Origin of the sequence: Rhodococcus sp. D-46, assembly GCF_011290655.1 — a bacterium.
Classification (GTDB): domain Bacteria; phylum Actinomycetota; class Actinomycetes; order Mycobacteriales; family Mycobacteriaceae; genus Rhodococcus_F; species Rhodococcus_F qingshengii.
This window is the reverse complement of the sequence record NZ_JAANTF010000001.1, coordinates 491,841-507,891: the sequence shown is the minus strand read 5'-3', so window position 1 is coordinate 507,891 and position 16,051 is coordinate 491,841. Positions and strand designations below refer to the sequence as shown.

General features: G+C 63.4%; 12 protein-coding genes. 4 read left to right on the top strand and 8 right to left on the bottom strand.

What is annotated here, in order from left to right:
* Positions 1–51: 51 nt before the first annotated feature.
* From G9U53_RS02445 to G9U53_RS02415, 7 genes are all read right to left on the bottom strand, one after another.
* The gene (locus tag G9U53_RS02445; protein WP_030535413.1) at positions 52–1,212 is read right to left on the bottom strand and encodes an alkane 1-monooxygenase; all 1,161 of its coding nucleotides are present in this window, start codon (positions 1,210–1,212) and stop codon (positions 52–54) included.
* Positions 1,213–1,603: 391 nt separating this feature from the next.
* Complete coding sequence (locus tag G9U53_RS02440; protein WP_003944722.1) at positions 1,604–2,377, bottom strand: fumarylacetoacetate hydrolase family protein; 774 nt, start codon at positions 2,375–2,377, stop codon at positions 1,604–1,606.
* Positions 2,378–2,461: 84 nt separating this feature from the next.
* Positions 2,462–3,475: a 3-isopropylmalate dehydrogenase gene (locus G9U53_RS02435; RefSeq protein ID WP_003944691.1), complete on the bottom strand. Its 1,014-nt coding sequence runs from the start codon at positions 3,473–3,475 to the stop codon at positions 2,462–2,464.
* A gap of 74 nt (positions 3,476–3,549) precedes the next feature.
* The gene (gene serA / locus G9U53_RS02430; RefSeq protein ID WP_165638289.1) at positions 3,550–5,142 is read right to left on the bottom strand and encodes a phosphoglycerate dehydrogenase; all 1,593 of its coding nucleotides are present in this window, start codon (positions 5,140–5,142) and stop codon (positions 3,550–3,552) included.
* A 250-nt stretch (positions 5,143–5,392) separates the two neighbouring features.
* A complete protein-coding gene (ilvC, locus tag G9U53_RS02425) occupies positions 5,393–6,394 on the bottom strand; it encodes a ketol-acid reductoisomerase (protein ID WP_030535412.1) in 1,002 nt (333 codons plus the stop codon).
* Positions 6,395–6,447: 53 nt separating this feature from the next.
* Positions 6,448–6,951 carry an acetolactate synthase small subunit gene (ilvN, locus tag G9U53_RS02420; RefSeq protein WP_003944718.1) on the bottom strand — a complete coding sequence of 168 codons (504 nt, stop codon included), beginning with the start codon at positions 6,949–6,951 and terminating at the stop codon, positions 6,448–6,450.
* Positions 6,948–8,888: an acetolactate synthase large subunit gene (locus tag G9U53_RS02415; protein ID WP_030535411.1), complete on the bottom strand. Its 1,941-nt coding sequence runs from the start codon at positions 8,886–8,888 to the stop codon at positions 6,948–6,950. The genes ilvN and G9U53_RS02415 overlap by 4 nt, the downstream gene beginning before the upstream one ends.
* A 266-nt stretch (positions 8,889–9,154) precedes the next feature.
* On the opposite strand from G9U53_RS02415, the gene G9U53_RS02410 reads away from it, so the two are divergent.
* The 3 genes from G9U53_RS02410 to G9U53_RS02400 all read left to right on the top strand — a co-directional run bounded on the left by G9U53_RS02410 (position 9,155) and on the right by G9U53_RS02400 (position 13,894).
* The gene (locus tag G9U53_RS02410; RefSeq protein ID WP_039973093.1) at positions 9,155–9,676 is read left to right on the top strand and encodes a PH domain-containing protein; all 522 of its coding nucleotides are present in this window, start codon (positions 9,155–9,157) and stop codon (positions 9,674–9,676) included.
* 72 nt (positions 9,677–9,748) lie between these two features.
* Positions 9,749–11,590 carry a dihydroxy-acid dehydratase gene (gene ilvD, locus G9U53_RS02405; protein WP_165638288.1) on the top strand — a complete coding sequence of 614 codons (1,842 nt, stop codon included), beginning with the start codon at positions 9,749–9,751 and terminating at the stop codon, positions 11,588–11,590.
* 768 nt (positions 11,591–12,358) lie between these two features.
* On the top strand, positions 12,359–13,894 hold the full coding sequence (locus tag G9U53_RS02400) for an amino acid permease (RefSeq protein ID WP_003944693.1): 1,536 nt from the start codon (positions 12,359–12,361) through the stop codon (positions 13,892–13,894).
* Between the two features lie 68 nt (positions 13,895–13,962).
* Here the strand turns inward: G9U53_RS02400 and G9U53_RS02395 are convergent, their stop codons facing one another.
* On the bottom strand, positions 13,963–14,790 hold the full coding sequence (locus G9U53_RS02395; RefSeq protein ID WP_003944742.1) for a DoxX family protein: 828 nt from the start codon (positions 14,788–14,790) through the stop codon (positions 13,963–13,965).
* 90 nt (positions 14,791–14,880) lie between these two features.
* Between G9U53_RS02395 and G9U53_RS02390 the strand changes: the two genes are divergently transcribed.
* Positions 14,881–16,011 (top strand): PQQ-dependent sugar dehydrogenase, encoded by a 1,131-nt coding sequence (locus G9U53_RS02390; protein WP_003944688.1) that lies wholly within the window; start codon positions 14,881–14,883, stop codon positions 16,009–16,011.
* Positions 16,012–16,051 lie beyond the last annotated feature (40 nt).

The following is a 16,051-nucleotide window of genomic DNA, read 5'->3' as shown; positions in this document are numbered from 1 at the left end:
TGGATGGTCGTACTACAGGTTAGTCCGGCAGCCCTTCCTCCATCCGGCCGATCACTTACCCGGCAGGACGTTGATGCGTGTCATGTCGCCGTCGTAGTAGGCCAGCAGTCGCTTGTCCATGACCTTTCGCCACAGCGGCGGCACCCACGCGCAGACGATCATGACTGCGTAACCCGCTGGAAGTTGCGGCGCTTCGGCCGCACTTCGCAGGCTCTGGTACCGCAGACGCGGATTCGCGTGATGGTCGCTGTGACGCTGAAGTTGATAGAGGAACAGATTGCTGACGACGTGGTCGCTGTTCCAGCTGTCCTCGGGCGAGCACCGGACGTACGAGCCGTCAGGCCGCTTCGCACGTAGCAAGCCGTAGTGCTCGAGATAGTTGGCGGTCTCGAGGAACGTGAAGCCTGCAATTGCCTGAACGGCGAGCCACGGCGCAATTTCCCAGCCGAACGCGGCGATCAGACTGCCGAACAGAACCACACTCATCGCCCACGCGTTCAGGATGTTGTTGCGGTAACTCCACGTCCGTCTCCCCTGACGCCTCAGACGAGCGCTTTCGATCCGCCATCCCGAGCGCAGGCCGCCGATGACGCTGCGAGGCAAGAAGAACCAGAAGTTTTCCTTGTACCGCGAGCTGGCCGGATCCTCCGGCGTCGCGACGCGGACGTGATGACCATGGTTGTGTTCGACGTAGAAATGGCCGTAGAAGGACTGCGCGAGCGCTACTTTCGCGAGCCACTTCTCGAGCTTCTCACTCTTGTGCCCCAATTCATGCGCCGCGTTGATCCCCACACCGGCAACCACGCCGGCAGTCATCGCGAGCGCGAACTTCTCCCCCGCCGCCATCGGAGCGTTCACCCAGCACCACGCGACGAACACCAGCCCGACGTATTGGAGGGGCAGGAACAAGTACGTGCACCAGCGGTAGAAACGATCCTCTTGCAATTCAGGGATCGCTTCGTCCGGTGGGCTGTTGCCGTCCTCGCCCGCCAGGAGATCGATCAGGGGAATGACGATGACGATCAGCCACGCCCCGATGGCCCAGAAGAGCCCGAGACTGAATTTGTCGACCAGGAACCACGCAGCGAACGGGCTGAGAGGAACCAGCAAACCCAGTGGCCACAGGTAGCGCTTCTTGTCTCGCCACACCGGCCGCTGCCCGTTCCGCGCTTGCCCTGCCGCTGTCCGGGAGGCTTCCGCGAAGGTCGTCATGTATCACCACGTTTCTGCGCAATCCACTCGATTGCCCCATCGGCTTCTATCCAGTTATCGGTCACCCTACTGCTCAGCGTTACATTTCAGGGAATTTGGTCTGTTACGGGCCGCGACAGCAAACCGTGGGGCGAACTCTCCCAACCTGGCCAAATCCGACATAACGCCAGGAGGATCAGAAGCGAAGCTTCGCCTGGGTCATGAAACCCGCAGGTCAGTCCCAGAGCCTGATTTCTTCGAGTCGGTAGGCAATCCCGATCACCCCACTGGCGATAGTTACCATCTTGCAACTTTTCTGCGACAGACACCTCTCGACCTCACACCACGACGGAGGCCCCATCCGGTTGGATGGGGCCTCCGTAGTCGCGTGACTGAACGAACCGGGTCAGGATCAGCTCTTGGCGGTCACCGGGTTCGTGAGAGTGCCGATCCCCGAGACCGTGACCGACACGGAATCGCCGTCGACGATCGGGCCTACTCCGGCGGGGGTGCCGGTGAGGATGACGTCGCCAGGCAAGAGAGTCATCACCGCCGAGATCCACTCGATGATCTTCGGAATGTCGTGGAGGAGAAAAGCCGTGCTGCTGTCCTGCTTGACCTGGCCGTTCACCTCGGTCTTGATATCGACGTCGGACGCATCCAGACTGGTTTCGATCCAGGGGCCGAGTGGGCAGAAAGTGTCGTGGCCCTTCGCGCGCGTCCACTGCCCGTCGTGACGCTGATGATCTCGCGCCGACACGTCGTTGGCGATCGTGTAACCGAGGACCACGCTCAACGCCTTCGCCGCCGGAACGTCCTTGCACGGTTGACCGATGACGACCGCGAGTTCACCCTCGAAGTGCACCTCGTTCGAGGTGGGAGGCAAGACGATCGGGGCACCCGGGCCAACTATGGACGTGTTCGGCTTGAGGAAGATCACGGGGTCCGCGGGAGCCTCTCCGCCCATCTCCGCGATGTGATCTGCATAATTCTTGCCGATGCAGATCACCTTGCTGGCGAGAATCGGAGCCAGCAGACGAACATCGGCGAGCGGCCAACTTCGGCCGGTAAATGTGGGGTTCCCGAACGGGTGCTCCGCAATTTCCTTGGCGACGAGGGCATCCTCTTCACCTTCGATACTGACGAACGCAACACCATCGGGACTGGCAATTCGACCAAGACGCATGCCGGCCAGTCTATCGGGGTGCCGGAAACGACTGACGCGCGCAAGCCGAAAGGCTTACGCGCGTCAGTCTCGTGAAAGAATTCCTTACAGCGCTGCAGTGATCCGGTCGCCGATCTCCGTTGTGGAGATGGGACCTTCGCCGCGGGTAGCCAGGTCGGCAGCGACCACAGCCTCGACCCGAGCGGCGTCGTCCTCGCGTCCGAGATGGCGAAGAAGCAGTGCGGCCGAGAGGATCGCGGCGGTGGGATCAGCGATTCCCTTGCCGGCGATGTCCGGAGCACTGCCGTGAACGGGCTCGAACATCGACGGGTTGGTACCCGAGGCATCGATGTTTCCGCTTGCGGCCAAACCGATGCCACCGGTTACGGCGCCGGCGAGGTCGGTGATGATGTCACCGAAGAGGTTGTCCGTGACGATCACGTCGAAGCGCGACGGGTCGGTGACCATGTAGATCGTGGCCGCGTCGATGTGGCAGTACGCGGTTTCGACGTCCGGGAACTCGGCACCGACGGTCTCGATTGCACGCGTCCAGATTGCGCCCGCGTTGGAGAGCACGTTGGTCTTGTGAATCAAGGTGAGGTGCTTGGACCGGGTCTGCGCCAAGGCAAATGCGTAACGCACCACGCGCTCGGCACCGAACCAGGTATTGATCGACACCTCGGTTGCGATCTCGTGATCGGTGCCGACGCGGATCGCTCCACCGTTTCCGGTGTACGGACCCTCGGTGCCTTCACGAACCACGACGAAGTCGATCTCCGGCTGGGCCGCCAACGGCGACAGCGCACCCGGATACAGCTGTGCGGGGCGAAGATTCACGTGATGATCGAGCTGGAAGCGCATGTTCAGCAGCAGACCACGCTCGAGGATGCCGGGTGCGACGATCCGCGGATCACCGATGGCGCCCAACAGAATTGCGTCGTGCTGACGAATCTGGTCCAGCTCGTCCGCCGGGAGCAACTCGCCGGTGGCGTTGTAGCGACGGGCACCGAGATCGTATTCGGTGGTTTCCAGATCCGGAACCAACTTGCCGAGCACCTTGAGCGCCTCGGCAGTGACCTCGACGCCGATTCCGTCACCCGGAATGACCGCAAGCTTCATGGAGTCCTCATCTCAGTAGAACTGTGCGCCTTTATCAACCGCGGGCGGTTGATAAAGGCGCACAGCAAAAACAATCAGGAAAGGTCGACCTGGGCGACGCGAGCGTCGAGCTGCGAGACGATTGCCTCGACCTCGGCGTCACCGACGACGCGATCGACGCGCAAGATGACAGTTGCGCCTTCGCCTTCGGCATCCTGGCTCAGTGCTGCTGCGAGGATGTCGACGCCCGCGTTTCCGAGGACGGTGCCGAGGACACCGAGAACGCCCGGGCGATCGCCGTAGTGAACGACGATGTTGTGGCCCTCGGCGCGCAGGTCGAAGCTGCGTCCGTTGATGTTGACGATCTTCTCGACCTGCTGCAGACCGGTGAGTGCGCCCGTGACCGACGTGACCGTGCCGTCGGCGGCAACTGCACGCACCTCGACCGCGCTGCGGTGAGCAAGAGCCTCGGAGTGCTTCTCGACCGACACGGTCACGCCGCGCTGCTCGGCCAGTGCCGGAGCGTTGACGAACGTGACAGCCTCATCGCTGCTGGCGGAGAACACGCCGCGCAGTGCAGCCAGGCCGAGGATGTCGACGGTTTCGGCAGACAGCTCGCCGGTGGCAACAACCTGCACGGTCTGCACAGCTTCGGGCGACAACGTCGCAGCGAGGAGACCGAGCTTGCGGACGAGCTCGAGCCACGGAGCAACTTCTTCGCCCACGGGGCCGCCGGAGACGTTGACAGCCTCGGGAACGAATTCGCCTGCCAGAGCGAGGAGAACACTCTTGGCCACGTCGATACCTGCGCGGTCCTGAGCCTCGGACGTCGATGCTCCGAGGTGCGGGGTGACAACGACGTTGTCGAGCTCGAAAAGCTTGGAATCGGTGCACGGCTCGGTGCTGAACACGTCGAGACCGGCGCCTCGGACCTTGCCGGAGACGAGTGCGTCGTAGAGCGCATCTTCGTCGATCAGACCACCGCGAGCGGCGTTGACGATGATGACGCCGTCCTTGGCCTTGGCGAGGCGCTCGGCGTTGATCAGGCCGGCCGTTTCCTTGGTCTTGGGCAGGTGCACGGAGATGAAGTCGGCGCGCTCGACGAGCTCGTCGATGGTGACCAGTTCGATGCCGAGCTGCGCTGCGCGCGCTGCGGGCAGGTAGGGGTCGTACGCGATGATCGTGGTCTCGAACGCAGCGAGACGCTGCGCGAAGAGCTGGCCGATGCGGCCGAGTCCGACAACGCCGACAGTCTTGCCGAGGATCTCGACACCGTTGAACTTGCTTCGCTTCCAGGTGTTCTCACGCAGAGTCTTGTCTGCTGCGGGAATCTGGCGAGCGGTCGACATGAGGAGCGCGACAGCGTGCTCGGCAGCGGAGTGAATGTTGGAGGTCGGTGCGTTGACGACCATCACGCCGCGCTCAGTGGCTGCGGGGATCTCGACGTTGTCCAGGCCGACACCGGCGCGGCCGATGATCTTCAGCTTGGTGCCGGCAGCCAGAACCTCGGCGTCGACGGTAGTGGCGGAACGGACGAGAATCGCGTCGGCCTCGGGTACCGCGGCGAGCAGCGCCGGGCGGTCGGGTCCGTCGACCCAACGCACCTCCACACCGTCACCGAGCGCCTCGACTGTGGACGGCGCGAGCTTGTCGGCGATCAGAACAACGGGACGGCCAGGCTGGCTCACGTGCAAACTCCCTGATTAGGTGGGTGTGAAGGTGGTTTAACCACCGATAGTTTAGTGCGCGCTCACTTGGAATCCACAACGCGGTAGGCAATACCACATAGTGGACACATTCGCGGGCAAATTCTCGACGGAATATGAATCCGGACTCAGACGACCCGGAAAACGACTCCGGCCCAATGCCGCGCTGGTTCAACGTAATTGAACCGGCGCGGCATCAGGCCAGTGGAGACGTGGAGCGTGAAACTGCGAATTACGCGGTTTCGGTGATCGGACGATCGACCCAGCTCATCAGGTCGCGCAGCTTCTTGCCGGTGACCTCGATGGGGTGCTCGGCGTTGGCCTTGCGCAGGCCCTCGAGCTCGGTGTTGCCGTTCTCGACGTTGGCAACCAGACGACGGGTGAACTCGCCGGACTGGATGTCGGCCAGGATCGCCTTCATGCGCTCCTTGGTGTCGGCGTCGATGACGCGCGGGCCGGAGAGGTATCCACCGAACTCAGCGGTGTCGGACACCGAGTAGTTCATGCGGGCGATGCCACCCTCGTACATGAGGTCGACGATGAGCTTGAGCTCGTGCAGAACCTCGAAGTACGCCATCTCGGGTGCGTAGCCGGCCTCGACCATGACCTCGAAACCGGTCTTGACCAGTTCCTCGGTGCCGCCGCAGAGCACGGCCTGCTCGCCGAAGAGGTCCGTCTCGGTCTCTTCCTTGAACGTGGTCTTGATGACGCCTGCGCGGGTTCCGCCGATGCCCTTGGCGTAGGACAGAGCAAGAGCCTGGCCTTCACCCTTGGGATCCTGGTCGATGGCGATGAGCGCGGGAACGCCCTTGCCGTCGACGAACTGACGACGCACCAGGTGGCCGGGGCCCTTGGGGGCGACCATGCCGACGGTGACGAACTCCGGAGCCTTGATCAGGTCGAAGTGAATGTTCAGGCCGTGACCGAAGAACAGCGCGTCGCCGTCCTTGAGGTTCGGCTCGATGTCATTGGTGAAAATGCTCGCCTGCGCGGTGTCAGGTGCGAGCACCATGATGACGTCGGCCCACTCGGAAACCTCTGCCGGCGTACCGACCGTCAGCCCCTGCTCTTCAGCCTTCTCACGCGACTTCGAGCCTTCCTTGAGGCCGATGCGCACATCGACGCCCGAGTCACGCAGGCTCAGCGAATGGGCGTGGCCCTGGCTTCCGTAGCCGATCACAGCAACCTTGCGGCCCTGAATGATCGACAGATCGGCATCGTCGTCGTAGAACATCTCGACTGCCACAGTTCTCAACCTCTCCTTGGATTTTTACGTGTCTAAAAGTACTAGCGGGTGGCCGTGATCGACTTCGGCCCTCGACCGACTGCCACGACCCCGGACTGAACGATCTCCCGGATACCGTACGGATCAAGCATCCGCAGCAGTGCATCCAGCTTGGACCGAGTACCGGTCGCCTCGATGGTGACGGACTCCGGAGAGACGTCGATCACCTTGGCGCGGAACAGGTTCACCGTTTCGATGACCTGCGTGCGCACGCTTGCATCAGCGCGCACCTTGATGAGCACGAGCTCGCGAGCGACGGATGCTTCACCGTCCTGCTCGACGATCTTGATGACGTTGATCAGCTTGTTGAGCTGCTTCGTCACCTGCTCGAGAGGGAACTCGTCGACCGTGACGACGATGGTCATACGTGAGATCTCGGGGATCTCGGTTCCGCCCACCGCAAGGGATTCGATGTTGAATCCGCGGCGGGAGAAAAGTGCGGAGACGCGAGCCAGCACGCCTGGCTTGTCCTCGACGAGAACACTGAGGGTGTGACTGGTGCTCACTTCTGATCCTCCCCTGTGCCCGCGGCGGGTCCGGCTTGCTCGCGTGACATGGCTTCGTGGATGACGGCGGGCTCGGCAACTGCCTCGTCGTCGTCGAACAGCGGCCGGATGCCCCGGGCCGCCATGATTTCGTCGTTGCTCGTTCCGGCAGCGACCATCGGCCACACCTGTGCGTCGGCGGTGACGATGAAGTCGATCACGACAGGCTTGTCGTTGATGGACTGCGCCTCACGGATCGCAGCTTCGACATCTTCTTCACGCTCGACACGAATTCCGTGGCAGCCCAATGCTTCTGCGAGCTTCACGAAGTCCGGGATGCGGATGGCGCCGTGCGTTCCGAGGTTGGTGTTGGAGTAGCGCTCTTCGTAGAAGAGTGTCTGCCACTGGCGCACCATGCCGAGGTTGCCGTTGTTGATGAGGGCAACCTTGATCGGAATACCTTCGAGTGCGCAGGTTGCGAGTTCCTGATTGGTCATCTGGAAGCAGCCGTCGCCGTCGATCGCCCACACCTCGGTGTCGGGCATACCCATCTTGGCGCCCATGGCTGCGGGAACCGCGTACCCCATGGTGCCGAGCCCGCCCGAGTTGAGCCACGTGCGCGGCTTCTCGTAGCCGACGAACTGCGCGGCCCACATCTGGTGCTGACCGACGCCGGCGCAGTAGATGGCATCCGGTCCGGCGAGCTTGCCGACGGTCTGGATCACGTACTCCGGGCTCAGCTGACCGTCGGTGGGACGGTCGTAGCTCAGCGGGTACGTACGACGGATGTCGTTCAGGTACGCCCACCACTCGGTGAGGTCGAACGTGGTGCCCGTGGCCATGTCGGCACGGATCGCCTCGATGAGTTCGGTGATGACCTCTTTGCAGTCGCCCACGATCGGGACGTCCGCGTAGCGGTTCTTGCCGATCTCGGCCGGGTCGATGTCGGCATGGATGACCTTGGCGTCGGGCGCGAAGGAATTCAGCTGACCGGTCACGCGGTCGTCGAAACGCGCACCGAGGGTGATCAGTAGATCGCTACGCTGCAGAGCGGCGACTGCGGCAACGGTGCCGTGCATTCCCGGCATACCGCAGTTGAGGTCGTGGCTGTCCGGGAACGCGCCGCGGGCCATCAGTGTGGTGACGACGGGGATACCGGTCAGCTCGGCCAATTCGAGCAGCTCCGGCGAGGAGTCGGACTTGATGACGCCGCCACCGACGTACAGAACCGGCGACTTGGCGTCGGCGATCAGACGTGCAGCTTCACGAACCTGCTTGCCGTGCGGCTTGGTGACCGGGCGGTAGCCCGGCAGACGCATCTCCGGCGGCCACGAGAACGTGGTCTGCGACTGCAGGATGTCCTTGGGGATATCGACCAGGACGGCGCCGGGGCGACCGCTGGCCGCGAGGTAGAAGGCCTCGGCCATGATGCGCGGGATGTCGATCGCGTCGGTGATCAGGAAGTTGTGCTTGGTGACCGGCATCGTGATGCCTGAGATGTCGGCTTCCTGGAAGCCGTCGGTACCGATCAGCGAGCGCGCCACCTGCCCGGTGATCGCGACGATCGGAACGGAGTCCATCTGCGCGTCGGCCAGCGGCGTGACCAGGTTGGTCGCACCGGGACCCGAGGTGGCCATGCAGACGCCGACCTTGCCGGTCGCCTGGGCGTAACCGGTGGCAGCGTGGCCTGCACCCTGCTCGTGGCGCACGAGCACGTGGCGGACCTTGACCGAATCGAAGAGTGGGTCGTAAACCGGGAGCACGGCACCGCCGGGAATGCCGAATACCGTGTCGACCTCGAGCTCTTCGAGGGCTCGAACCACAGACTGCGCGCCGGTTACCCGCTCAGGCGGGAGCTGGCGACGGTTGGCCGTCTGGGTTGCGGCAGCCGCGGTTGTCGGGCTCGGTGTCCCTGACTTGCGCGGCGTGGGTTGAGGCCGTGCTGTTGGTGCGCTCACTGGGAAATCCTCTGATTCTGGCTCCGGGCAACAAAAAACCCCCGTCAGCATCTGCTGAGCGAGGGTGGCGCGTCGTTATCTGGTGAGTTGAAAAATCGACTCAGGCGACGACGCGCCGGCCGATTACGAGCAACTCATTCTGTTTCACGCACTCGACAGTAGAGGCGCTAGTCGCGAACGGCAAACTTGGTGAGTCGACCGTCCCAGAATCTGAGATACATCGGCTGCAATGCGAAGATGTAGAGGTGTCAACTTCGCAGCAGCCCGTGCCACCGGCTCAATCATCCCACACGCCGAAACCACTTCGGCACGTCATCCGCATTTCGCAGCTCGCTTACATGGCGTGCGCGTTCCTTCTGTTCGCGGTCAGCTTCCCGATCTTCGGGTGGCCCGTCGCCTTCAGCTGGTTGCTGATCCTTCCGATCATCGCCGTCTATCTCGTCGCGCGACTGCGCACCACCGTCAGCCCTGACGGCCTCGAGGTCCGCTCGACGTTCTCCAAGCGCACCCTCGCCTGGGACGACGTCAAGGGTTTCCGCTTCCCGAAGCGGAGTTGGGCGCGCGCGGAACTCACCGACGGAACCGAGGTGACCCTGCCTGCGGTCAGCTTCGTCAGGCTTCCCGAGATCGCGATCGCCAGCGGCGGCCGCATCACCGATCCCTACGCATCCGCCGCAGAAGCCTTCGCCGCCAAGGAAGCCGAAGAGGAAGAAGCAGCTGCAGAAGCAGAAGCAGAATCCGAGCTCGTCGAGAACACACAGGACCAGCCCGAAGAGAAGCGCCCGTAGCACGCGAGTAGCGTTGAAAGGCCCTCGCTTCTATTTGAGTGGACCAGCAACGATCACATAAGGAACACGCCCATGCCCCCGTTGAGGTCACGCACCACCACCATCGGACGTAATGCTGCCGGAGCCCGATCCCTGTGGCGCGCCACAGGAATGACGGATTCCGACTTCGGAAAGCCGATCGTCGCCGTAGCGAACTCGTACACCCAGTTCGTACCCGGCCACGTGCATCTCAAGAACGTGGGCGAGATCGTTGCCGAGGCCATCAGTGCGGCCGGCGGCGTCGCTCGTGAGTTCCACACCATCGCAGTCGACGACGGCATCGCAATGGGCCACGGCGGAATGCTCTACTCGCTCCCGAGCCGCGAGATCATCGCCGACTCGGTCGAGTACATGGCAAACGCCCACACAGCCGACGCACTGGTGTGTATCTCCAACTGCGACAAGATCACTCCCGGCATGCTCAACGCTGCAATGCGTCTCAACATCCCGACCGTCTTCGTCTCCGGCGGTCCGATGGAGGCCGGTAAGGCAGTGGTCGTCGGCGGCGTGGCCCAAGCCCCCACCGACCTCATCACCGCGATCTCCGCCTCTGCCAACGATGCCGTGTCCGACGAAGGCCTCGACGAGGTCGAGCGCAGCGCGTGCCCGACATGCGGGTCCTGCTCCGGAATGTTCACCGCCAATTCCATGAACTGCCTGACCGAGGCCCTCGGCCTCGCATTGCCGGGCAACGGCTCCACGCTGGCAACTCACAAGGCTCGTCACGCACTCTTCTCTCGTGCGGGCACCACCGTGGTCGAGGCGGCCCTCAAGTACTACCGCGACGGCGACGAGTCGGTGCTGCCACGCAACATCGCGACCCCGGCAGCGTTCCGCAACGCGATGGCTCTCGACGTCGCCATGGGCGGTTCCACCAACACCGTCTTGCACACGCTGGCTGCGGCGCAGGAAGGCGAGGTCGACTTCGACCTCGACACCATCGACGCGATCAGCCGAAAGGTTCCGTGCCTGTCCAAGGTCTCTCCCAACTCGGACTACCACATGGAAGACGTCCACCGCGCCGGCGGAATCCCCGCCCTGCTCGGTGAGCTTCGCCGCGGCGGACTCCTCGAAACCGACGTGTCCACCGTGCACACCAAGAGCTTCGACCAGTGGCTCGACGACTGGGACATCCGCTCCGGCAAGGCAACCGACGAGGCAATCGAACTCTTCCACGCGGCTCCCGGCGGCGTGCGCACCATCGAACCGTTCTCCACGGACAACCGTTGGTCTGCCCTCGACACCGATGCGGCCGGCGGCTGTATCCGCGACGTCGAGAACGCCTACACCGTCGAAGGCGGCTTGGTTGTCCTGCGCGGCAACATCGCACTCGACGGCGCAATCCTCAAGACGGCCGGCATCGACGAGGAACTGTTTTCCTTCCAGGGCCCGGCGCTCGTCGTCGAATCCCAAGAAGAAGCCGTCTCGGTCATCTTGCAGAAGAAGATCAAGGCCGGCGACGTTCTCGTCGTGCGCTACGAAGGCCCCAAGGGTGGCCCCGGCATGCAGGAAATGCTGCACCCCACTGCCTTCCTCAAGGGCGCAGGCCTCGGTAAGGAATGCGCGCTGATCACCGACGGTCGTTTCTCGGGCGGAACCTCCGGGCTGTCCATCGGTCACATCTCCCCCGAGGCTGCCGCAGGCGGAATCATCGGTCTCGTCCAGAACGGCGATCAGGTTCGCATCGACGTCGCCTCGCGCACGCTCGAGATCCTGGTCGACGACGACGTCCTCGCCGAGCGACGCGTGAAGATGGAGGCCTCGGAGCGCCCGTGGCAGCCGGTCGATCGTCAGCGCACCGTGACGACAGCACTGCGCGCCTACGCCGCTCTGGCAACGTCCGCCGACAAGGGCGCGGTTCGCTACGTTCCGTAAGTTCTGCCACGAATCGAAAAAGATCCCCGGCCGCCTTTCGGCCGGGGATCTTTTCTGTAAGCGTGCGTGCGGCTCGAGACGCGCGTAGCCGATGTGACAGTCACACAAGGTTTTCGGGCAGTCGGACGTGCGGCAACCAACTCAGCTCCACGAGAATGCTCGCCAACGGGCCACGGCAGAGGGTCGACAGAGTCGGGTTCATGTCACTTTGGAGAAGAACGCGGGACCGACTGCGTCCGAACACGCCGTACTTCCTCCGGTGTTGTATGAGCTTGAACCACAACCCAATCCGATCATCCCGTCGCCGACACACTCTGCCACGACGCGTGATGGACGCTCGACCGGATCCAGGTACGCGGTGGTCCTCTCGCCTGTCGCCCCGATACGGGTGAAATGGGACGTGCTGGTACAGCGACAGTGCAACTCATCGACAGCAAGACCGACCGACAGGTACCGAATAGTCGGGCGACACGCGGAGCACCAACGGAACGATATGAGCTATCAGACATTTCAGACCGAATCGCGCGTCCGGCTCGTGAGCGAATTCACTTGGACGTAGGGTTTCAGACACCAGCTGATCAATTCAGATACATGAGGGGGGATGACTTTCAGTCAGGTGATCATTTCGGTCAGTTCGAGCGAGCCGACTTGCACACGGCGCTCACCAGTGGTTCCCTCATCAGGTCGCTGAGACGCACATCACAACGACGACAGTCAGCCACCGCCCGTCACCCACAAGGTCGACGGGAAACAACCAAGGAGCAATACATGCCCGGAGTCGGCATATGGCGCACCAAATCCGTCGAGCAATCGATCGCGGACACCGACGAGCCTGAGACAAAGCTCAAGAAGGAACTGACCGCGAAGGACCTCACGGTATTCGGAGTCGCCGTCGTCATCGGCGCAGGCATCTTCACGCTGACTGCTCGAACCGCAGGCAATGTCGCAGGACCCTCCATTTCACTGGCATTCGTTCTCGCTGCCATCGCCTGTGGCCTCGCCGCGCTGTGTTACGCGGAGTTCGCCTCCACCGTCCCCGTCGCAGGCAGCGCATACACGTTCTCCTACGCCACGTTCGGGGAGTTCGCCGCCTGGATCATCGGCTGGGACCTCATTCTCGAGTTCGCTCTCGCGTCCGCCGTCGTCGGCAAGGGCTGGTCGCTGTACCTCGGCAACGTCATCGGGGCCAGCGGAAGCACCACCGCCCACATCGGTTCGATCAGCTTCGACTGGGGCGCTCTGCTCATCATCGGCGCGATCACGCTGATCCTCGCGATCGGCACCAAGGTTTCCTCGCGAGTCTCCGCAATCATCACCGCGATCAAGATCGCAGTAGTCCTGCTCGTCATCGTCGTGGGCGCGTTCTACATCAAGAAGGAGAACTACTCCCCCTTCATCCCGCCGTCCGAAGGAACCGAGAGTTCTGCAAGCGGAATCCATCAGACCTTGTTCTCCTGGCTGACCGGCGCAGGCGGAAGCAGCTACGGCGCTTACGGATTGCTCGCAGCCGCCAGCCTCGTGTTCTTTGCCTTCATCGGTTTCGACGTCGTCGCCACCACCGCCGAGGAAACCAAGAACCCGCAGAAGTCGTTGCCGCGAGGAATCTTCGGCTCGCTCGCCATCGTCACGGTTCTCTACGTTGCCGTCACGCTCGTACTGACCGGCATGGTCAAGTACACCGAACTCAAGGACGGCAGTCCGCTGGTCGGCGATTCCAGCGCCACCCTCGCAACCGCATTCGAGGCCAACGGAATCGGTTGGGCACAAACCGCCATCAACTTCGGTGGCCTGGCCGGCCTCACGACAGTTGTCATGGTCATGATGCTCGGCCAGACCCGCGTCCTCTTCGCCATGTCCCGTGACGGCCTCATGCCGCGCAGCCTGGCCAAGACCAACGCCAAGGGCATCCCGATGCGCATCACGTTGATCGTCGGTGGCATCGTTGCCGTCCTGGCAGCGTTCTTCCCCATGGGCACGCTCGAAGAGATGGTCAACATCGGAACGCTGTTCGCCTTCGTCCTGGTTTGTGTCGGTGTCATCGTCCTTCGCCGCACCCGCCCCGACCTGCCGCGCGGATTCCGCGTCCCGCTGGTGCCGTTCGTTCCGATCGTCGCCGTGCTCGCCTGCGGTTGGCTGATGCTCAACCTCTCGGTCGAGACCTGGATCCGGTTCCTCGTCTGGATGGCCATCGGTGTGCTCGTGTACTTCGCCTACGGTCACCGCAAGTCGGTCCTCGGTCGCAAGCTCAAGGACGGAACGGCCATCCCGTCCGCGAACGCCGACCCGGTACTCGTCAAGGACTGATCCTTCACAAACGAACCGCCGCTCTCCGATTCGGAGAGCGGCGGTTCGTTGGTTCGACGGCGCGAGTTTCAGATGAGCGGATTGGCACCGTTCAGGAAGATCCAGGTGCAGACGCCGGCAGCGATACCGAGGATCAAAACCACGAGCGATCCGATAAACGGACGAGTTGCCCAGCCACGACGACCGTCGAGCGCAATACGACCTGGTCCCGTCAAAATGATGACGCCCGCACAGATTCCGAGCAGCATCTCGTACTCGGTCCCGGCCGGGGCGAAGTACTCCAGGCCGGGTGCGCTCGCCTGACGCAGCGCCCACGCATTGATCATCACCGCCAGAACCGACGCTGCCGCAACGGGAGTCAGCAACCCGAGGATCAGGAGGGCGCCACCTGCGACTTCACCGACGGCGCCGAGTATCGCCATCCACTTCGCCTGCTGGAACCCGGCGTCCGCCAGCATCGACTCGAACCCGTTCAGCCCCGGCCCGTTCCAGATACCGGTCAACTTCTGCAGACCGTGCACCAACGCAGTTCCACCGACGGCCAATCGCAGTGCAAGCAACCCGAGGTCGAGAGTGCCTCGGCCCCGCGGAGACTCAGTTGTACCTGCCACGGCTTCGGCGGTGGGAACGGCGGCGATCGGAGCGTCGTACGCCGTCTCACGCTCGAGAGCCACGGTCGGCTGATCCGCGCCAGGTGCTCGGTATGTCGGTATCTGTTCGGTCAGGGAGTTGGCGTTCGTGGAACCGAAATCGAGATCGTCGTCGGTCCGCGGCAACGGATTCTTGGCGCTCACCGTCGGAAATTGTTCGGTGGGCGAATCATACGGACTGGACACATTGCCCGTCGGCTTGTCCGCATCCGACAACTCGCTGGGATCTTTTCGCTCGTCAGTCACGTAGGTGAGCCTATGACCGATTCACGAACTCGACGGGGAACCTTGGTCCGGCGTGGCGGCATCTGCCGTGCATTACGTAACGTCTTGGGCATGACTACGGGTAGGCATGCAGCGCTGGGCGCACTGGCGCTGGTGCTCGGGACATCGTTGCTCGCAGGTTGCGCCGACTTCGACGAATCGACTGCCTCGCCGTTCACACCCGAACCGACCAACCAGGCCAGCGCGGAAGTGCAGCCGGAGAACCCGCCGCCGTCGACCACGCCGCCGGCGCCGCGGACCGGCCCCCTCGGACCGTGTCAGGATGCCGACACCGCCGTGATCGCAACCTGTCTCGACACCACGGGTGGGCTCGTCACACTCCCGGACGGGAACTCCGGTCTGGTTGCCGAACGGCGGACCGGCCGGATCATGCAGGTAGCTCCCAACACGACACCGGTCGAGGTAGCCAAGATCGACGTCGACGGCAGCGGTGACGGCGGCCTGCTCGACATCGCACTCTCCCCCACGTTTGTCGAAGACAACCTGATCTATGCCTACGTCACCACCGGAACGGACAACCGGGTGGTCCGCATCGCTCCGGGTGACACCGCCAAGGAAGTACTCGGTGGAATCCCGCGCGGCGCGAGCGGCAACGGCGGGTCACTGGAGTTCGCGGCCCCGGACCAGCTCATGGTTCTGACAGGCGATACCGGAAACCCCGCGGTTGCTCAGGATCCCGCCTCGTTGGCGGGGAAACTCTTGCGGGTCCGATCGCTGACACCCAACGCTGCGCCGCCTCGCCCGGAAGTTGTTCTGTCCGGAATCGGAAACGGCGGCGGCGTGTGCGTCGATCCGGGAATCGCGACGTGGGTCACGGACCGAACCACTCTCGAGGATCGCCTCCAACGCGTCGGCGCCGACGGCACGGTGACATCCCCCGCGTGGACGTGGCCCGACCGACCCGGAGTCGGCGGGTGCATCGCGGCGCAGGGAGTGGTAGCTGTCGCGCTGGGGGCCGGCAAAGCGATCTCGGCGCTGGCCGCAGATCCAGGAACAGGTGCCGTCACGACCGCGCCGTCGGCAGTGGCGAAAGACACGTACGGCCAGCTGGGCGGTTTGGCACTCGGATCCGACGGTTTGATGTGGGCGAGCACGATAAACAAAACCGCGGGCGAGCCGGGTCCGAACGACGACAAGGTGGTCAAGATCCCGATGCCGAGTGGCAGCGGCGGGATCGACTGAGCCGCCATGTCTGTTCGGTCACGGATCCCGTGACCGAACA